This is a genomic window from Streptomyces sp. NBC_01450, from assembly GCF_036227505.1.
In the GTDB taxonomy this organism is placed as follows: domain Bacteria; phylum Actinomycetota; class Actinomycetes; order Streptomycetales; family Streptomycetaceae; genus Streptomyces.
In genome coordinates this window covers 267,162-285,302 of record NZ_CP109481.1, presented here as the reverse complement: position 1 = coordinate 285,302, position 18,141 = coordinate 267,162, and the positions used below count along the sequence as shown (strand labels likewise).

Below are 18,141 nucleotides of genomic sequence, written 5' to 3'. Positions count from 1 at the left end.
CGGCGGCAGCGATCTGGCGGTGACGCTGCACCGCGCCCTCTGTGAGGCGGTGCGCCTGGGTGTCGCGTCGGCGGCGGTCTACCTGCTGGACGATGAGCGCAGCCAAATCAGGGTTGCGATGATCGGTGGCAGCGCGCCTTCCCTCTTCACGTTTCCCGGCCGGATGGGCCTCGACGCTCCCTACGCCTCGGCACGTGCCCTGGCTTCGGAAAGCGTGGCGGTACTGGCCGAGCCCGACTTGGCGGACGCGGACCAAGAGCATGTGCTGCCCTATCCGTACATCGCTCTCTCGGCTCCTGTCATCGCCGCCGATCACCGCTTCGGCTCCCTGACGGTCCTCCGACCGGAGACCCACGGCGGCTGGGAGGCGGAGATCTGCACCGGATTGAAGGAGATCGCTGACGATCTGGCCGTGACTCTCGCCGAACTAGCGGACAGTGGCACGGTGATCACACCGGGGCATATGCCAGCGCTCGTGCCGGTGTTCGACGGGCATACGGACATCGGCACGACGGGTTGGGGGGTGCCCGGCGTCGCTGGTTCCGCGGGCCTGAGCCTCATGTACCCGGTGCGACGCCTCTCTGACATGCTGAACCAGGCTACGACTCTGGACCACATTGTCGCAGCGGCCCAGCACTGCATCGTGTCCCCGTTTGGAGCCCGGGCCCTGGCCCTGGCCTCGGCCAGCGAGGGCCGCCTGTGGGTCCTGGGACATTGCGGGGCCTCCTCCGGCCTGGTCCGCAACCTGCATGGCGCCAGACTGGACGCCCGAACACCAGAGGCGGAGGCACTCCGAGGGCGTCCACTGTTCATCTCTGGCGACCGGCGGTGGTGCCCCGGAACCCTTCGACCGTGAAGAGTTGGAGGCCTACCTTCCGCTCGTCGGGAGCAGACACGTCATCGACCTGCCCATCACCGAGAGCAGCCACATCGTCGGCGTCTGCTGCCTGGCCTTCGACGGGCCCCGCTATTTCCCGCCCGAGGAGCGAGCCGTCCTCGGCATGATGGCGGGATCGCTGGGCGCAGCGGTGGACCGGGTCGAACTGAGCGCGAAGCAGCACGAAGTTGCCGAATACCTTCAGCGACGTCTCCTCCCGTCCACACTCGTTGAGTTGCCCCGGTTGACCACCACGGCGCGATTCCGGCCCGCCACGATCACCTTCAGCGTGGGCGGCGACTGGTACGACGTGATCAAGGGGCCGGGCGAACGAGTCGTACTGGTCGTCGGCGATGTGGAAGGCCATGACATAGAGAGCGCCGCCGTCATGGGCCAGGCGCGCAGCGCGGTGATCGCCTACGCGACCGAAGGGCACAAACCCACGGCTGTAATCGACCGGACCAGCCGGCTGCTCACCGAACTCGGGACGAATCTCCTCGTCACCTGCTGCGTCATCACCCTGGACACGGCCGACGGCACGGCCAACGTGGCCTTGGCCGGCCACCCTGAACCGCTGGTGCAACGGCCCGACGGAAGCATCGGTACCCTGCAGGCGTCGGCCAACCTACCCATGGGCGTCACCACGGGATACGCCTACCAGGAGCGCGAGCACACCCTGGAGCCCGGATCCGTACTGATGCTGTACTCCAATGGGCTGACCGGCTGCGACGAAACCGACCCCGACGCCCGAGCACTTTTCGACTCCGGCAGCCGCGAAGTCGACACCGACCTCGAACAATTGGCCGACCTTCTCATCGCCGACACACTGGGTCCCCGCCAACGTCGCGACGACGCGGTACTCCTCCTGGCCCGCTACGAAGGCGCCGGTGGCCAGAGCGTGCTGCGGACAGGACGCCTGCGCATCCAGCGCCGCGACCTGCACGGGGTCAAGGCGGCACGCACCTTCGTCGACGACCACCTGACTTCTTGGGGACTGGCAGCTCTGTCGGAGGATCTCCAGCTCATCGCCAGCGAGATCGTCACCAACGCCCTCATCCACGCGGGCAGCGACGTCGACGTATGTCTGCGGGCATTCCCCGACCGCGTCCGGCTAGAGGTACGGGACTCCGACAGCAACCCGCCCGTCCCCTCACCCCTGACCCTGGCCGAGGAAGAGAAAGCGGAATCCGAGCACGGCCGCGGCCTCCTCATCGTGGAAGCCCTGAGCACCGCGTGGAACAGCACTCCCAACGGCCGGGGCAAGACGGTCGCGATGGACCTACCCATCCCTAATGCCTGAAGCGGGGTGCACCGGGCGGGCTGGCGAGGCACCTGCGGTGATTCTCTGTGAACTATTCCATCAGGTGCGCGCAGTACAGCCGAAGCAGCTCCCCATGAAGGTCGCGGGCTCGTTCCGACAAGTCCGTTACAGGGCACGGCAGTTCGTCGGCCAGGCGTCCCGGATCGAGGAACGCCCGCCGCTCTCACCGAACTGCCCTGGAAAGTGCAACTCACAGGAGATCCGCCTCCCCGGAGACTTGTCGCGAAACGGGACTCTGTTCCGTACTCGGTGGTGACGCCGAGTCTTCTCCTGCCACCATGACACCTGTCTGGCCGGGGTCAGCGGTGCAGTCGTCGGGCTTGGAGGTACTCGCCGGCCAGCAGTCGCAGGGTGGCGATCTTGGCGGGGCCGGCGGGGCCGGCGGGGCGGCGAAGTAGGGCGGGGATGTCGGTGCGCGGCGGACGGCCGACTCACCATCCCCGAGCAGACCTTGGCGCAGTACCACGTCACCCGCGCCGACCTCGAGCAAGCCCACGACCTTCCCACCGTGCGGGCGCTGATCACCGACCTTCTCGACCGAACGGACCGTGCCCTGGCCGAGGGCCGGACCGTGATCGAACTCGCCCCGCCTGCTCACCGGCCCATGATCCGGTGCATGATCCGCTTGGATGAGCTCACCAGCGCTGCCGCAGATCCTCGGCGAGGTCGTTGACGAAGTCGAGTCGCTGGCTGGCATCGATGTAGGTACGGCAGGCGGCACGGTAGGCGGCCTGGTGGCCGTCCGGGCCGAGCAGGGCAGCTACGACCATGAAGGCGGGCAGTGAAAGCCGTCGACGTACTGTTGGTAGTCGGCCTCGGTGGCGAACCCGTTGAAGTCGAGGTCCGTGGTGGCCGCGGCGAGGTAGTCGAGGACGCGGTCGTGCAAGACGGGGTGCGAGGCGACCGGTGTTCAGCAGGGGGCGCAGTTCGGGGTGTCGGTGGTTCAGCGGCAAGGCTTTCGGTGACGTCCCGTTCCCACTGCGCGTACGCCGTCTTGCGGTCCGCCACCGGTCCGCTGTCGAGCAGGCTGTCGGTGCGATGCATGAACGCGGTGGCGGCGATCACGTGCGGAACCATATGGTCCGGCAGCAGCAGTCCGGCGGCCACCGCGGCCTCACGTTTGTACCGGGTGACCTGTTCCCGCTGCTGGCCGTGGCGGCTTGGTAGGAGCCGACCCCTTTTGTCGACCGCGGAGGACAAGCGTCGCCGCTGGCTGCCGGACCGGGCCTCAGCCGACCCAAGACACGACCACGCCGATGGCTGTCAACGCTCCTAGACACGCGCCGGTGCTGACAACGAATTAGGGTCCAGGCAGGCCAGGCCGATCTCGTTGAACCGGTGGATCACATCGCGCACCGTGTCCTCGTCGGCCTGGACCAGCCGGGCGATCACCGGAACCCGGTTCCCGCCGGCCGAGGCCAGCAGCATCATCGTCCGTCGGTACCGCACCGAACTGGTGCTGCCCCGGCGGGGGATCTGCTGCAGCTCTGGCCTTCTTGGTCCGCCAGCCTGCGCACCCGCACAGGCTCGGCCACCACATCTCCCGGCAGTCGGAAACGACGTCGCCACCTACAGTAGGCTACCCACGATTGCCTATCGGCGTGTCCTGGAACTGGTGGTAGCGCGGTAGGGGGCCAGGAACGGGATGAGTGCTGCGAGCAGATCCTGAGGGGCTTCTTCGGCGACCCAGTGGCCACTGCCGGGGATGACCAGGGGCTGTACGTCGTCGGCTGCGAGCTTCATCGTGTTCGCGACCCCCTCCCCGACACTTTCGGCTCCGCCGATCGCGAGAACGGGGATGGTCAGGTGTCGCTTCACCCGGTCGGCGTTCTGGGTGAACGTGGTGTCGAGGTCGCGGTACCAGCCGAAACTGCCGCTCAGGGCGTGGCGGTGCGAGGTGAGGGATTCGACGTAGTAGCGAATGGCGTAGGCGGGCAGCTTGCGCGCGGCTTTCATGTCGAGCTGCCAGCCGAAGTAGATGTCTTCCCGGCCTGCCACAAGACGTTCGTTGACGTCGTTGAGCCGGTTGAAGGGGAAGTGCCAGAGCATGTTGTTGGCCTGGGCCGGGCCGAGCAGGGGCGGTGAAGCTGTCACACCGGGGATGACGGCCTCTGCCACGGCGAGGCGGTCGACCCGGTCGCGGTGGTCGGCTGCGAGCGCGTAGGCGATCGGCATGCCGGTGTCGTGGCCGACGACGGCGAACCGTTCGTGGCCCAGGGCGTCCATCAGCGCGGCCAGATCGCCTGCGAGCGTGGCGGTGTCGTAGCCGTCGCGGGGCTTGTCGGTCAGTCCGATTCCACGCTGGTCGACGGCGATGACCGTGTATTGCCGTGCGAGCACCGGCATGATCATGCGCCAGGCGTACCAGTTCTGAGGCCAGCCGTGTATCAGGAGCAGGGGAGGCCCGTCACCGCCGATGACGGCGTGCTGACGTATTCCGCCGGCGTGTATGAGCTGGCTGGTGAATGTCTGCCGAAATCCTGCGGGGAGCCACGGGACGGCGGATACTGAGCCGAATAGCTTCGGTGTCTGCCGGGGAGTGGCCGCGGCGGGCAGCGCTGCAACTCCGGTGAGGGCGGCACCAGCGGTGACCGCGGCCGCGCCGCCGACAAAGGCGCGGCGGGAGATCCGGGGTGAGGGCTGGCCCTCGTGCGACGGCGGCGTCGCGCCAGGTTCTGCCTGGTTGTGCGATTCGAATGGCGACGGGTTCATGCTGGTTCCTTTCGTGGAGTTGCTCAGGTTCAGCAGCGCAGCGCTCAGGCTCAGCGCGCTCGGATCGGTGTTGCTGCGCGGAAGCCGCGAAGTGCTCCGACGCAGGTACGGGTGGACCACGCGGGTTGTCACCTGCGCGCGTGAGCTCCTCTGCACGCCTGGCGGCTCTTGGCGCGGGCGGCGAGGTGACGCCCCCTTGATTACGAGCATATGCGCGTATTGCTGAGGGGGCAAGGGTTGGCCACCTGAGAGGCACTCCGCCTCCGCGGTGCGCAGGTGCAACCTTCCGTTTAAGAGTAGTTGCTCGTATAATGGGGATGAGCTCTGGAGGAGACGATGAATGCTGTGGCGTCGAAGGCTGATGAGTGCAACAACCTCGCGCTGCGAAAGGCATCGAGGTATCTCGGCGCGACCTACGACAAGGCGTTGGCACCGCTGGGCCTGCGGGCCACGCAGTTCAGCATCCTGCAGCAGCTCAGCGTGCACGAAGAAATGACGATCAGCGGTCTCGCCGACGTGATCGCCATGGACCGTACGACGATGGCGTCCAACCTCAAGCCGCTCGCGCGTGAGGGGCTGGTCACCATCGAGACGGCGGCCGCCGATCGCCGAGCGCGGAGTGTGACGATCACGCCGGAAGGTCTGGCGCGGATGAAGGCGGCACTTCCCCATTGGGAGGGCGTGCAAGCCGAGTTCGAGGAAAAGTTCGGCGCTGAGCCGGCGGCTCAGATGCGCACTCTTCTCGAGAATGTCCTCGGCACTGGCTTCGATCCCTGGGCCGAGTGAGTGTTTGCGGCCTCGGGACGAGCACTACTGGTTGGGCGCACCCGTGCGGAATGTGGACGCCCTGTTCGGTGCGTAGCGCCACCGGATCGTAACCATTGGCAAAGTGCCTCGTCCGTGCTGGTGTCCGGGATTACGCACCGTGTTGCCTGCATCCAGATAGCAGCACTGAATGACGGCCTGCGTAGGTGGCTGAGCACCCCGCAAGCGGGGAATAGTCGGGGCCGCCGTATCCGCTCGTGCTGACACCTCCGCTCTGAGTGCCACGGAGAATGTGCCGCAGATCGACTGGCTCAACCGCCCGGTGGACGTGACCGGACCTGCTGAATCGTCCGCGCCACCCGGCTCTTCTAGCAGGCGTCGAGCGCGGGTGAGTAGTGGCGCCGACCCCTGCGACCTGCACTCCTGGACCGCTTCGGGGGCAGCCCGCACAGCGGCTTACCTGTCTGGCGTCGGCCTGTGCCGCGGTGGCCACCTCTGGGGCCTTGTGATCAATGGAACGGATGTCCCCTGGTGCCTCACCCACTCGGTTCTGCGGCCGCCGAGCATCTCGGAGGGCGTATGAGATCTCGGGCATGCTCGGGTTGGCTCGGTGGCTTTGTCTACTAGTACTCCACCCGGACTTCTGTATTTCTCCTGGTCAACGGCCTGGCGGTGGGGAGTGTAGCGAGGGTTTGGCATGGGTGGGACGGTCTTGGATCAGCTGTCCCGCCAACGTGTGTCCGCGCCGCATGTAATGACAGCGTCGGGCACGTGCCTGGTGGCGACGCCGCCATCGGGACCAGTTCACCGCGTGGTCACGGCGTGCAGGATGGCGGCCGGGTTGAGCTGCCAGCAGACGACGAATTTCGGCTGGTGTGAGGTCCACGAGGTCGGGTGTGTCGGCCTCGGCACCCCTTTTTCGCGCTCCTGCACGGCCATCACCGCGAGGAACGCGTGGGCGGGCGCTGTCACGTTGGCTGACCGGGTGGGATGATCTTCTGGTTGATCACGCTGGGAGGGGTCGTCCGTGGGGAGCACGTCGCCGTCGTACAAGGGGCACCGGTACCCGGTCCAGGTGATCTCGCACTGCGTGTGGCTGTACTTCCGGTTTCCGCTCAGCTTCCGCGAGGTCGAGGAGCTTATGCTCCAGCGAGGCGTCGTCCTCTCCTACGAGACCATCCGCCGCTGGTGCGCCACATTCGGCCAGGCCTACGCGAACGGACTGCGCCGCCGCCGGCCCCGGCCCGGCGACAAGTGGCACCTGGACGAGGTCTTCTTCAAGATCAACGGGGTGCAGAAGTACCTGTGGCGGGCCGTCGACCAGGACGGCAACGTACTCGACATCCTCGTCCAGAACCGGCGGGACAAGGCCGCCGCCCGACGCTTCTTCCGCAGACTGATGAAGAAGACCCGGTCGGTGCCGCGGGTGGTCGTCACGGACAAGCTCCGCACCTACGGTGCCGCCCACCGTGAAGTCATGCCCTCCGTCGAGCACCGCTCACACAAAGGACTGAATAACCGGGCGGAGAACAGCCACCAGCCCACGCGCCAGCGTGAACGTGCGATGAAGGGCTTCCGCAGTACTGGTGGAGCCCAGCGGTTCCTGTCCGCGTTCAGCGGCATCTCACCCCACTTCCGGCCCCACCGCCACCTGATGACAGCCTCCGACCACCGCGCCGAGATGACCATCCGCTTCGCCATCTGGGACCAGATCACCGGCGCTGCCAGCCGGCCCGCCACGGCCTGAACACAGGCCCTGACCGCGGGCCCACCACGCCCCGACGCACCATCAGACAGTCACGCACCCAACAACGTGACAACGCCCTCCCACCAGCCCACCCGGCAGCGCGAACGCGCGATGAAGGGCTTCCGCAGCATCGGTGGAGCACAGCGGTTCCTGTCCGCGTTCAGCGGCATCTCACCCCACTTCCGACCCCACCGCCACGTGATGACCGCCCCCGACCACCGAGCCGAGATGACCATCCGCTTCGCCATCTGGGACCAGATCACCGGCGCTGCCGGCCGACCCACCACGGTCTGACCAAAGGCCCGGAACCCAGCAACACCACACCCTGACACGCCGCCAGATCTCCACACACCCAACAACGTGACAGTGCCAAGGCGGCCGATGACGAGCGCAGCGTACGGCTGCCGTGCGTTGCGGGCCGGGCTCCCTCTTGCCGGACGTGGCGAGGGGGCCGAGTGGTGTGGGTTGATGGTCAGGCCGCAGCCTGATGCGATCTCGGTGCCCGCCTTCCCGATGGGGCGCCCGCCGGGTGATCGTCCGGCACGCGCAGCTGCCCTACTGGCCGTAGCGGCGCCGACGCTGGCCAGGGCTGCATCGTCACAGCCTCGTCCACCACCCGCCTCACATGCGGGTGCGGCCCGGCCGGAGGGTTTCCGGGCGGGCCGCGGTGGGTCGGCGGGCCGGCGCGGGCCGGCCGGTTTCGTCGGTCAGTCTCCGTCACTCGACTTCGTGGCGGTCTTGGAGTACGCGTCGTGCCAGGCGGCCTTCGCGCCCGAGTCACCGATCCGGTACACGTCGACGACCGCGCCCGCGGCCACCACCACAGACAGGATGGCCGCGGCGACGTGGAGCACCGACCCCGACCGCGCTCCCGACCGAGCCCCGGAAAGCTCCCGCGACTGCGGCGCGCCCGTACGGCCGGAGATCCACCACACACCGGCCGCCAGCACGAACAGGCCCAGCGCCCAGGGCAGCATTCCGTCGCCCAGCTCGGCGTGCCGCCGCACCAGCGGGTCGCTGTCCACGTGTCGCTCCAGCCACTCCCCGGCCTGGGTGGCCAGCGGCACGGTCGCCAGCGTGACCAGGGCGAGCAGCGGCAGTGCCAGTCCGAGCCGCCGGGCGGCCTGCGGCCACAGCGCGCATATCACGAGCGCCAGCGCGCTGAGCGGGACCAGGACAACGACGGCATGGACCAGCAGCACGTGCGCGGGCAGGCCGTTGATCAAACTCATCAGGCGCTCCTCCAGGGGCGGCCGTGGGGGACGCGAACCCGGATCGGGTGTTCGGGGGAGCCCTTTCGTGCGTCCGCGTGTTCGGGCGCGCCAGCCTGACACAGGAACCTCTCAGGTTCTTCTGAGCACCATCCCGCCAGCGGCCCGGCCCGTCCCAACCAGCTCGGGCGTCGTCCCACGTCGGCGGGTGGCAGAGCGGACGTTCGCCTGGCTGGGACGGTGCGACGTCTGTCCTCCCCGCGCAGGCGGGGGTGAGCCGAAGGCCGACAACCTCGGCAACGCCGAAAAGAAGTCCTCCCCGCGCAGGCGTTCCGCGTCACTGGCATTGCGGGGCCGCCTGTGTGTGCCGGTCGATGCTGCACTGCGCGTGATGTCCTGTTTGCCGGCGCCCCTTCGTACCCACGGTGCAAGTCGGCTCGCCTGACGCACGTGCCGCACCGCCGCGTGTCTCGGGTCTGGACATGCCTGAGGGGCCAGCACATCGTGCTGGCCCCTCAGATTTCAGTAGCGGGGACAGGATTTGAACCTGCGACCTCTGGGTTATGAGCCCAGCGAGCTACCGAGCTGCTCCACCCCGCGCCGGATTCCTCCACCCTACGCCAACCATCCCGCCCCCGAGACCATGATCGCCTGCCTGGCGCGAGGGGCGTCGGCGGCCAGGCCGTGATTCTGTGGGCTTCGACCGAGAGCGCGCCGAGCGGCGGACGGATTCCCCCGATGGGCTGGCCTTTCCCACCTTGGCGCTGCCTGGCCCGGCGTCGACGTCTAGGTCGGCGAACGTGTACGGGCGCGGCACACAACACAACGCGGGGGAGTGGGATGAGGGGTTGGGAGAGGGCGCTGTCGGTGCTGGAGGCGCTGCGTGAGCGCGGGAAGGCGGCCGGGCATGGCTGGACCCTGGACACGGAGCTTCTCCCACCGCACCAGGAGCAGGTGAACGCCCTGGAGAATCAGGGCCTGGTGGAGCTTGTCTGCCGGGAGGACCGTGCGGAGCTGTCGGTTCTGGAGGGTCGGCCCGTGCGGTGGGCGGCCCGTCTGACGCCGTACGGCCACGACACCCTTGCCTACGTCCAGTCCCGTCCCCGGCCCGAGTCCACGCCCGCTGAGACGGATTCGGACCGGCAGGTGGTGGAGCTGATCCCGTCGCAGATGGCGGCGCTGCGGGTGTTCGTAGGCCTCACCGGCCAGCTCCGGGTGGCGCCCGCCGATGGGCTGGCGGAGCAGGTCCGTACGGCTTCGTGTGATCACGGGATCAAGCGGTGGCGGCTGTATCTGACACAGGAGCAGATGGAGTCGGTGGGCGTTGTCACGTTGTTGGGTGCGTGACTGTCTGATGGTGCGTCGGGGCGTGGTGGGCCCGCGGTCAGGGCCTGTGTTCAGGCCGTGGCGGGCCGGCTGGCAGCGCCGGTGATCTGGTCCCAGATGGCGAAGCGGATGGTCATCTCGGCGCGGTGGTCGGAGGCTGTCATCAGGTGGCGGTGGGGCCGGAAGTGGGGTGAGATGCCGCTGAACGCGGACAGGAACCGCTGGGCTCCACCAGTACTGCGGAAGCCCTTCATCGCACGTTCACGCTGGCGCGTGGGCTGGTGGCTGTTCTCCGCCCGGTTATTCAGTCCTTTGTGTGAGCGGTGCTCGACGGAGGGCATGACTTCACGGTGGGCGGCACCGTAGGTGCGGAGCTTGTCCGTGACGACCACCCGCGGCACCGACCGGGTCTTCTTCATCAGTCTGCGGAAGAAGCGTCGGGCGGCGGCCTTGTCCCGCCGGTTCTGGACGAGGATGTCGAGTACGTTGCCGTCCTGGTCGACGGCCCGCCACAGGTACTTCTGCACCCCGTTGATCTTGATGAACACCTCGTCCAGGTGCCACTTGTCGCCGGGCCGGGGCCGGCGGCGGCGCAGTCCGTTCGCGTAGGCCTGGCCGAATGTGGCGCACCAGCGGCGGATGGTCTCGTAGGAGAGGACGACGCCTCGCTGGAGCATAAGCTCCTCGACCTCGCGGAAGCTGAGCGGAAACCGGAAGTACAGCCACACGCAGTGCGAGATCACCTGGACCGGGTACCGGTGCCCCTTGTACGACGGCGACGTGCTCCCCACGGACGACCCCTCCCAGCGTGATCAACCAGAAGATCATCCCACCCGGTCAGCCAACGTGACAGCGCCGTGGTCGGGTTTCCGAGACGCACGGCCGGGGGCCGTCGACGGCAGGTCGCCGCGATCTGGTTACTCGGCGGCGGGGGCTTCGTTACGGATCCTGTCGACGAAGGCTGCCTCGACCTGTGCGATGCGGTTGGCTTCTTCGAACACGCTGAGGACCTGTGCGGCGGGGATGACGACAGCGCCGGATGCGTCCGCGAACACGTAATCACCTGGGTGGACAGTCACGCCGGACACGACGACCGGCCGGTTGGCCTCGAAAGGTGTCACGACATCGCCGCCCCACTTGGTTGTCTGTCCCAAGCAGTAGGCGGCGAAGTCGTAGGTCGCGATTTCGGTGAAGTCCCGGAGACGCCCGTCCGCCAGGACGCCCGCAAGACCGTGTGCTGCCACCAGCGAGAGCTTTGATCCGCCTCCGAGCGATACCCCGGAATGCCCGTTGCCGGCCAGGACCAGCACCCGCCCCTGCGCGCCGTTTTCGATGGCGTCATGGAACAGCTGGGAGAAGTTGTAATGCTCAAGTGGGAGTGCTTCCTCGCACGAGGGGAAGAACGAGATCGTTATCGCGGGGCCCAGGAGGATACGACCCGGGGTTGGGGTCACCAGGTCGTTGATGTGACACCGGTGGCGGTGCATTCGTCCCATGGCGTCGGCGACGTCGGGGGTACGCACTCGCGAGGCGAGACCTTGCAGGTCGTTCTTGTGTGCCATGAGGCCTCCCGTCCGGTCATGCAGTCGTAACGTCAGGCCGGTGCGGGGATCTTGACGTAGTCCAGTCCGCCGGCGTCGAGCCACGTCTGGGTGGGGGAGCGGACCAGGCGAAGCAGGACGCTGTCGCAGCCGGGGCAGCGCAGTACCATCCCGGGACCACCGAGGTAGGCGTGCGTTTGGGCAAGCATCATCTGTTCGCCGCAGCCACGACATCGTCCGGAAGCCATGGTCATGTCGGTTCCGAACAGAGACTCGAGGTCCCCGGCGGCGGCGTTGCCGTCAAGGAAGTCAGGCGTCAGGGTCATGGAATTCACCTCGCTTTGTGTCGATGCACCCGGGAGAGTCGTCGCCACTGGTGCCCGGCCGCTGGCGGGGTACCACCCATGGCCGCGCACGCCACCTGCCTCTCGTCATCTGCTGGGTCCAAAACGCTCGGTTCGGATACGGCCAGGGTGGTGGCCGAAGGCGACCAGCAGTCCGGCGGCCTTTTCGACGAAGCCGGTGGAACCGCAGACATAGCAAGTGGGTTGGAAATCCGGTGGCCACCCGGCGCCTGACAGGTCAGAAGCGGTGAACCGCCCGGGGGGCCGTGGCCACTGTGGTGGGGTGGCGCGGGAATAGAGGTACGTCTTGTCGAGGCCCGGGTCGTCCCGTCTCAATTCCGATACGAAGAGCTGGTACTCCGGGCTGCGCACGGAATATACCAACCGGAAGGGCGTACGGCTGCCGATCGCGCGGCGCGTGCGGATCATCGCCATCAGCGGCACCAGGCCGGAGCCGCCGGCCACGAGCATAATCGGCTCCTTCTGCTCGGGACGCCACACAAACCATCCGCCGACCGGTCCGCGCAGCTCCACCACGTCGCCCACGGCGAGTTCGTCCGTCAGGTACGGGGAGACCTCGCCGTCATCTACACGCTGAACGGTCAGTTCGACGCTCTCACCGTCGGGTGCCGACGCCAGTGAGTAGCTGCGCTGCGTGCTGTAGCCGTCCTCCGCCGTGAGCCGCACATCGACATGCTGTCCCGCCAGATGACCCGGCCAGCCGGGCACTTCGAAGACGAGGGTGTGCGCAGTTTGGGACGCGACGCGCCGATCGGTCAAACGGGCAGCCTTCCAGCGCAGCCGGTCGCTCAGTCGCCTTGATACCGCTGCTCGCGCCATGGGTCCCCATAGTCGTGGTAGCCGATGTTCTCCCAGAAGCCCCGCTCTTCCTTGTCGAGCAGCTGGATGCCGCGCACCCACTTCGCGGACTTCCAGAAGTACAGGTGCGGAATCAGCAACCTGGCGGGGCCGCCGTGCTCCGGCGCGAGTTCCTCGCCGTTGTATCGGTAAGCGATCCATGCCTGCCCGTCGAGGAGGTCCTCCAGGGGGACGTTGGTGGTGTAGTCGCCGTAGGAGTGAACGAGCGCGTACTCGGCACTGGTCTCCACGTCCTCCAGAAGGACGTCCAAGGAGACTCCCTGCCACTCCGTCTCGAACTTCGACCACTTGGTGACACAGTGCAGGTCAACGGTTTGCGTTTGGCTGGGCAACGCCATGAACTCCGCCCAGTCCCAGATGTGCCGTGCGCCGGTCTCTGCGCGGATAGTGAACTCCCACTGGTCAAGGTCCACCGCAGGGGTGGGTCCGGCCGACAGAACGGGGAAGTCGGTGGTCTCATACTGCCCAGGAGGCAGTCTGTGTTGTGCATCCCGTGCTCGGCCGTGGAACCCTCGTGAAACGATGGGCATAAAAGTGCCCCCATTCTCTGCACAATGCGGTTTCCATTCTCCAGGACATCGCGCAGCACAGCATCTCGAGACGAGCCGGCGGCGTCGTTCTGGGCATCAATCCGGCTTGTCCTCCGCCCCCGATCCTGCGGATGTCCGCTAGTGTCCTGCGCCGGAAATCGCGGGCTTAAGTCTGTAGCCTGTTTTCATGTCTCGGGGTCCTCGTGCCGTCGAAGTTGTGCTGCTTGATGAGGAGCGCGCCGAGTTGCTGCGCTGGGCGGGCGGGGCGGTGGCGCCCCGCCTCGTCGAGCGGGCACGCATCGTCTTGGCGTGCGCGGATGGAAAGCCGAATACGCGTGTGGCGGCGGAGTTCGAGGTAACAGCGGACACGGTGAGGAAGTGGCGCTCGCGGTTTGCTGACCGGCGGATGGCCGGGCTTGTGGATGAGCCGCGGCCGGGCCGGCGCAAGTCGGAGCTGGTGCTCAGAGATGACGAACGGGCTCAGCTGATGCGCTGGGCGAGGCGGGCGAAGACCGCGCAGTTCCTGGCGCTGCGCGCGAGGATCGTGTTGCGGTGCGCAGGGGGTGGGACGAATAAGCAGGTGGCGGCGGAACTCGGGGTGCGCGAGCAGTCGGTGAGCCGCTGGCGGTCCCGGTTCGTCAAGCGGCGGCTGGACGGGCTGGTCGACGAACCGCGGCCGGGGCGGCCGCCGTCCATCCTGCTCGACCAGGTCGAAGACGTCATCGTCGCGACGCTGGAATCCACTCCGGGCCAGGACACCCACTGGTCGCGGTCTTCCATGGCGGCCAGGACCGGGCTGTCGAAGTCCACCATTGGCCGGATCTGGAAACGGTTCGACCTCAGAGTGCGGAACGTGAGTTCTTGTCCGTTTCGTGGTTGAGGTTGGGGAAGGATCGCTGGTCGCGGGTGTGGGGTGGCCCTCAGGCGTCGGGGCGGGCGAACAAGCCGGGTTCGGGTTCGATGAGGATGCCCCGGCTGACCAGGCGTTTCAGTTTGCAGCGGATGCCTTCGGTGTTCTTCGGGAGGATCGGCAGGTCGAGGGCCTGGCAGAGATCGCGGGCGCGCATCGGCCGGTCCGCGTCGGCCAGGGCGGAGAGGATCTGCTGGTAGGCGGGGTGGTCGGGGATGTCGGGGCGGTCCGGCCCGGTGGCGGGTGAGGGTAGCGGGAGCGTGAGGAGGGTCTTGCGGGTGATGCGCAGGTTCTCGCTCTCCGCGTCGAGTTCGCCGAGCTGCCGGGTGAGTTCTTCGATGCGGTCCCGGAACTGCTCGGCTTGGTCGTCCAGTTCGCGTTCGCGGGTTTCGATGTGTTCCAGGATGGCTTTGACCTGTGGGTTTTCGCTCATGCGGTCCTCCAGGAGGCGATGGTGGCTCCGGTGAGGCGGCGGCTCATGACGGAGGTCATCGCCCACAGGACGCGGGAGCGGGAGGAGGCGGGGCGGTGTTCGTAGTCGCGTACGAGACGGCGGTAGAACATCAGGATCCCGTTCGTCTGCTCCACGATCCACCGTTTGGCCTGTGGAACGAAGCCTTTGTCGTCCGGGTTGCGCTCGACGATCTCGACGTCGATACCCACGTGTCTGCCGTGCTCGACGACCTTCTTCTTGAAGCCCTGGTCGACCAGGGCCTTTTTCACCGTGTCGCACTGCTCGGTGACAGCGTCCAGCAGGGCGATGCCGGCGGTGTTCTCGTGCGCGGAGGCGGGCAGGACGACGCAGTCAATGACGAGGCCCAGCACGTCCACGGCCAGGCATCTCTTCCTGCCCGGCACCCTTTTCGCGGCGTCCCGGCCCGTCGTCGTGGCCGGGACGCCGACGGCCACGTGGATGCTCTGCGTGTCCAGGACCACCAGGCTCGGGTCGGCTAATCGTTTCCGCTTCTCCCGCAGCTGCCAGCGCAGCAGGTCGTGAATGTCCTGGTCGGTGCCCTCGTCGCGCCAGAGGTAGAAGTAGTACTTCACCGCTCCGGGCGGGGGCATGTCATGGGGCAGGAACTCCCACTGACAACCCGTGCGGTTCTGGTAGAGGATGGCGTTCACGATCTCCCGCATCGCGTACTTCCCCTGATGCCCGCTGACCGACGGATGCCGGGCCTTCCATGCCGTGATCACGGGTTCGACGAGCTCCCACTGCTCATCGGTGAGATCACTCGGGTACGGCTTGCGCATGCTCATGCCACAACTCAAGCGAACCCCGAACGCCTGACCGGCAGCGATGCCCCAACGTCACACCATCGAGCGATGACAAGACCGACGGAACGCCACATCCCGCACTCTCAAGCCGCACCTGCAGGATGCCTTCAAGCTGTCCACCGACCCGCAGTTCGTCGCGAAGGTCGTCGACGTCGTCGGCCTGTACCACGACCCGCCCGAGAAGGCCGTGGTGTTGTGTGTGGACGAGAAAGCCCAGATCGTGTGCCACGAACGCTGAAGGAGGCGTTGATGTAACTGCTTCTGGAAGCGGTGCTGTGCAGGAGATGGAGGTAGGTCCTCCGGGGTCGCCCTGCAGGGGGAGGCTCCAAACCACCGCAGGCTGCGCCGGTTAAGTGCCGGTCGTGGTGAGCGCTGCGGCAAAAGGCGCGGCAGTGATCGCGTCAGGTATGGGTCAGGAAGGCGAGCGTGAGCGAACCGCTGATGACGTGTCGTAAATTTTCTCAGTGGCGTCGAAACCGGGGCATGATCTGGGCTCCGGGACAAGTCCGGGGAGCCTGCCGACTGCCCGGACGGCGTCCGGCATGGAGGCGGCGCGAGCCTGGCCCGGGCTCTTGTGCGGAACGTGGGAACCTGTCGCCCCGATACTGCGGCCGGCCCGTTGGGCCGGTGGCGAGAGGGAGAACCTCAAGCGGACAAAACCGCGAGGGGTCGAGTACCGATGCGGGGCACGGGGGCGGACCGTCTCGTAGTAGCGATGAGGCCCTGTAACGCGGGCGGAGCGAAGGGGACGGATCGTCCGGGTCTGCTTGGTGGCCAACCGGAGTGCCCGGGATGAACCAGGCAAGCGGATCGAAGTCGTTTGAGATCTCGAAACACCTGGTGTTCGAGGCGTACTTGAGGGTCAAGGCCAACAAGGGTGCGGCGGGCGTCGACGGCGAGTCGATCGAGCAGTTCGAGGCGGACCTGCGGGGCAACCTCTACAAGCTGTGGAATCGCATGTCGTCGGGCTGCTACTTTCCGCCGCCGGTCAAGATGGTGGAGATCGACAAGCCGGGAGGACGCGGGGTCAGGGTCCTCGGTGTGCCCACGGTCGCGGACAGAATCGCGCAGACGGTGGTGGCGATGGTGCTGGAGCCGCTGGTGGAGCCTGTGTTCCACCCGGATTCCTATGGCTATAGGCCCCGGCGGAGTGCACTGGATGCGGTCGCGGCGTGCCGGGAACGGTGCTGGAGAACGGACTGGGTGATCGATATGGACATCCGGGGCTTCTTCGACAACCTCGATCATGACCTTGTCCTCAAGGCGGTCGCCCACCACACCGACCAGCGGTGGGTCCTGCTGTATGTGGAGCGGTGGCTGAAGGCCCCGCTCCAGCGGTCGGACGGCAGCCTGCTCGCCCGGGACCGTGGCAGCCCGCAGGGCTCAGCGGTCTCACCCGTGTTGTCCAACCTGTTCATGCACTACGCGTTCGATGCCTGGATGTGCCGGGAGCACCCCGGCATCCAGTTCGAACGGTACTGCGACGACGTGGTGGTCCACTGCCGCAACGAGGTTCAGGCGCATCATGTGCGCCAGGCCATCGCCGAGCGGCTGGCCGAGTGCGGGGGCCTGGAGTTGCATCCCCAGAAGACCCGCATTGTGTACTGCAAGGACAGGAACAGGCGCGGCTCGGCTGAGCACACCTCGTTCACGTTCCTGGGGTACGGGTTTCGCGTGCGCAGGCTCCGGACGAAGCGCGGAGAGTACTTCTTCGGCTTCAACCCGGGCGTCAGCGACGAGGCCGCCAAGCTGATCAGAGTGCAGATCCGCCGCTGGCGGCTGCACTTGCGCAGTGACACGACCCTGGAGCAGCTCGCCCGGGAGATCAACCCGGTCGTGCGGGGCTGGATCAACTACTTCGGTCGGTTCCATCCGACCGCGTTGCGTTCCAGCCTCAACCGCATCAACGATTATCTGGTGCGGTGGCTTGTCCGCAAGTACAAGCGGTTCCGGCATAAGCGAGCGCGGGCGCGAGAGGCGCTGGGCCGTCATGCGAGACGGTTCCCAGGACTCTTCGCCCACTGGAAGCTCGTCAAGCCGTGACCGTGGACGACTGGACGATGGGAGCCGTGTAAGCCGAGAGGTTTACGCACGGTTCTGAGAGCGGCGGCGGGTGAAATCCCCGCCGCCGACTCACCCAGGCGCTGGACCGCTCGAAGCCGGTGCTGCCGATGATGCCCGGCATGCCCGAACGGCGCACCCATGACTATCTCCGGCACGGCATCACCAGCCTGTTCGCCGCCTTCAACATCGCCGACGGCACTGTCATCGGTGAACTGCATCGCCGCCACCGGGCCATCGAGTTCAAGAAGTTCCTGGTCACGATAGACAAGGCGGTCCCCGCCGGACTCGACGTGCACCTGGTGTGTGACAACTACGCCACCCACAACACCCCCGAGATCAAGACGTGGCTGGGCAAACACCCCCGTTTCCACGTGCACTTCACCCCGACCGGCTCCTCCTGGATCAACCAGGTCGAGCGGTGGTTCGGTCTGCTGACCGACAAACTCATCCGCTGCGGTGTCCACACCTCCGTGAAGGCGCTGGAGGACGACATCAGGGCCTGGATCGACTCGTGGAACGAGAACCCCAGGCCCTTCACCTGGACCAAGACCGCCGACGAGATCCTTAAATCCCTCGCCGACTACCTCACCAAGGTCACTCCGCCAGCCACCGAAAACCAGCAAGAGACTTAAGCCT

General features: G+C 66.9%; 19 protein-coding genes, 1 tRNA gene and 5 pseudogenes. 11 read left to right on the top strand and 14 right to left on the bottom strand.

Going from position 1 to position 18,141, the window contains the following annotated elements:
• Window positions 1-19: 19 nt before the first annotated feature.
• From OG568_RS49510 to OG568_RS61725, 3 genes are all read left to right on the top strand, one after another.
• Complete coding sequence (locus OG568_RS49510; protein WP_329536707.1) at window positions 20-856, top strand: hypothetical protein; 837 nt, start codon at window positions 20-22, stop codon at window positions 854-856.
• A gap of 4 nt (window positions 857-860) precedes the next feature.
• Complete coding sequence (locus tag OG568_RS49505; protein ID WP_329536706.1) at window positions 861-2,177, top strand: ATP-binding SpoIIE family protein phosphatase; 1,317 nt, start codon at window positions 861-863, stop codon at window positions 2,175-2,177.
• A gap of 310 nt (window positions 2,178-2,487) precedes the next feature.
• Window positions 2,488-2,871, top strand: a complete 384-nt coding sequence (locus tag OG568_RS61725) for a squalene/phytoene synthase family protein (RefSeq protein ID WP_443077965.1) — start codon at window positions 2,488-2,490, stop codon at window positions 2,869-2,871.
• Here the strand turns inward: OG568_RS61725 and OG568_RS49500 are convergent.
• The 4 genes and pseudogenes from OG568_RS49500 to OG568_RS49485 all read right to left on the bottom strand — a co-directional run bounded on the left by OG568_RS49500 (window position 2,834) and on the right by OG568_RS49485 (window position 4,910).
• Window positions 2,834-2,968, bottom strand: a complete 135-nt coding sequence (locus OG568_RS49500) for a hypothetical protein (protein WP_329536705.1) — start codon at window positions 2,966-2,968, stop codon at window positions 2,834-2,836. The two genes, OG568_RS61725 and OG568_RS49500, sit on opposite strands and share 38 nt — an antisense overlap.
• On the bottom strand, window positions 2,959-3,084 hold the full coding sequence (locus OG568_RS49495; RefSeq protein ID WP_329536704.1) for a hypothetical protein: 126 nt from the start codon (window positions 3,082-3,084) through the stop codon (window positions 2,959-2,961). Before OG568_RS49495 ends, OG568_RS49500 begins: the two co-directional genes overlap by 10 nt.
• Before the next feature lie 416 nt (window positions 3,085-3,500).
• A pseudogene (locus tag OG568_RS49490) lies at window positions 3,501-3,733 on the bottom strand (helix-turn-helix domain-containing protein); the annotation flags it as partial.
• Between the two features lie 58 nt (window positions 3,734-3,791).
• Entirely contained in the window at window positions 3,792-4,910 is a 1,119-nt protein-coding gene (locus OG568_RS49485; protein WP_329536703.1) for an alpha/beta fold hydrolase, read from the bottom strand.
• A gap of 336 nt (window positions 4,911-5,246) precedes the next feature.
• Here OG568_RS49485 and OG568_RS49480 point away from each other — a divergent pair, with 336 nt between their 5' ends.
• Entirely contained in the window at window positions 5,247-5,696 is a 450-nt protein-coding gene (locus tag OG568_RS49480; RefSeq protein WP_329536702.1) for a MarR family winged helix-turn-helix transcriptional regulator, read from the top strand.
• A 783-nt stretch (window positions 5,697-6,479) separates the two neighbouring features.
• On the opposite strand, the gene OG568_RS49475 is transcribed toward OG568_RS49480, so the two are convergent.
• Entirely contained in the window at window positions 6,480-6,647 is a 168-nt protein-coding gene (locus tag OG568_RS49475) for a hypothetical protein (protein WP_329536701.1), read from the bottom strand.
• Between the two features lie 55 nt (window positions 6,648-6,702).
• On the opposite strand from OG568_RS49475, the gene OG568_RS49470 reads away from it, so the two are divergent.
• Window positions 6,703-7,422 carry an IS6 family transposase gene (locus tag OG568_RS49470; protein ID WP_329536700.1) on the top strand — a complete coding sequence of 240 codons (720 nt, stop codon included), beginning with the start codon at window positions 6,703-6,705 and terminating at the stop codon, window positions 7,420-7,422.
• A gap of 60 nt (window positions 7,423-7,482) precedes the next feature.
• Window positions 7,483-7,716, top strand: a pseudogene (locus OG568_RS49465) (IS6 family transposase); the annotation flags it as partial.
• A gap of 413 nt (window positions 7,717-8,129) precedes the next feature.
• Here OG568_RS49465 and OG568_RS49460 read toward each other — a convergent pair.
• Complete coding sequence (locus OG568_RS49460; protein ID WP_329536699.1) at window positions 8,130-8,654, bottom strand: DUF2231 domain-containing protein; 525 nt, start codon at window positions 8,652-8,654, stop codon at window positions 8,130-8,132.
• Window positions 8,655-9,159: 505 nt separating this feature from the next.
• Window positions 9,160-9,233: transfer RNA gene (locus tag OG568_RS49455), tRNA-Met, on the bottom strand.
• A 240-nt stretch (window positions 9,234-9,473) separates the two neighbouring features.
• Between OG568_RS49455 and OG568_RS49450 the strand changes: the two genes are divergently transcribed.
• Window positions 9,474-9,980 (top strand): DUF6417 family protein, encoded by a 507-nt coding sequence (locus tag OG568_RS49450; protein ID WP_329536698.1) that lies wholly within the window; start codon window positions 9,474-9,476, stop codon window positions 9,978-9,980.
• Window positions 9,981-10,030: 50 nt separating this feature from the next.
• Here OG568_RS49450 and OG568_RS49445 read toward each other — a convergent pair whose 3' ends face one another.
• The 5 genes from OG568_RS49445 to OG568_RS49425 form a co-directional block, all read right to left on the bottom strand.
• Window positions 10,031-10,750, bottom strand: coding sequence for an IS6 family transposase (locus tag OG568_RS49445; RefSeq protein ID WP_329536697.1), 720 nt, complete (start codon window positions 10,748-10,750; stop codon window positions 10,031-10,033).
• A 126-nt stretch (window positions 10,751-10,876) separates the two neighbouring features.
• The gene (locus OG568_RS49440; protein WP_329536696.1) at window positions 10,877-11,521 is read right to left on the bottom strand and encodes an RraA family protein; all 645 of its coding nucleotides are present in this window, start codon (window positions 11,519-11,521) and stop codon (window positions 10,877-10,879) included.
• 32 nt (window positions 11,522-11,553) lie between these two features.
• Complete coding sequence (locus OG568_RS49435; RefSeq protein ID WP_266636310.1) at window positions 11,554-11,826, bottom strand: DUF6510 family protein; 273 nt, start codon at window positions 11,824-11,826, stop codon at window positions 11,554-11,556.
• Window positions 11,827-11,931: 105 nt separating this feature from the next.
• Entirely contained in the window at window positions 11,932-12,684 is a 753-nt protein-coding gene (locus tag OG568_RS49430; protein WP_329536695.1) for a ferredoxin reductase, read from the bottom strand.
• Window positions 12,654-13,253 (bottom strand): sulfite oxidase-like oxidoreductase, encoded by a 600-nt coding sequence (locus tag OG568_RS49425; protein WP_266639883.1) that lies wholly within the window; start codon window positions 13,251-13,253, stop codon window positions 12,654-12,656. The genes OG568_RS49430 and OG568_RS49425 overlap by 31 nt, the downstream gene beginning before the upstream one ends.
• A 187-nt stretch (window positions 13,254-13,440) precedes the next feature.
• Here OG568_RS49425 and OG568_RS49420 point away from each other — a divergent pair.
• Window positions 13,441-14,097, top strand: a pseudogene (locus tag OG568_RS49420) (helix-turn-helix domain-containing protein); the annotation flags it as partial.
• Between the two features lie 76 nt (window positions 14,098-14,173).
• Here OG568_RS49420 and OG568_RS49415 read toward each other — a convergent pair.
• A complete protein-coding gene (locus OG568_RS49415; RefSeq protein WP_329529971.1) occupies window positions 14,174-14,596 on the bottom strand; it encodes a hypothetical protein in 423 nt (140 codons plus the stop codon).
• Window positions 14,593-15,423 carry an IS5 family transposase gene (locus OG568_RS49410; RefSeq protein WP_329529970.1) on the bottom strand — a complete coding sequence of 277 codons (831 nt, stop codon included), beginning with the start codon at window positions 15,421-15,423 and terminating at the stop codon, window positions 14,593-14,595. Before OG568_RS49410 ends, OG568_RS49415 begins: the two co-directional genes overlap by 4 nt.
• A gap of 100 nt (window positions 15,424-15,523) precedes the next feature.
• On the opposite strand from OG568_RS49410, the pseudogene OG568_RS49405 reads away from it, so the two are divergent.
• The 3 genes and pseudogenes from OG568_RS49405 to OG568_RS49395 form a co-directional block, all read left to right on the top strand.
• Window positions 15,524-15,661 (top strand): annotated as a pseudogene (locus OG568_RS49405) (IS630 family transposase); the annotation flags it as partial.
• 572 nt (window positions 15,662-16,233) lie between these two features.
• The gene (gene ltrA / locus OG568_RS49400; protein ID WP_329530431.1) at window positions 16,234-17,484 is read left to right on the top strand and encodes a group II intron reverse transcriptase/maturase; all 1,251 of its coding nucleotides are present in this window, start codon (window positions 16,234-16,236) and stop codon (window positions 17,482-17,484) included.
• A gap of 95 nt (window positions 17,485-17,579) precedes the next feature.
• A pseudogene (locus OG568_RS49395) lies at window positions 17,580-18,137 on the top strand (IS630 family transposase); the annotation flags it as partial.
• Window positions 18,138-18,141 lie beyond the last annotated feature (4 nt).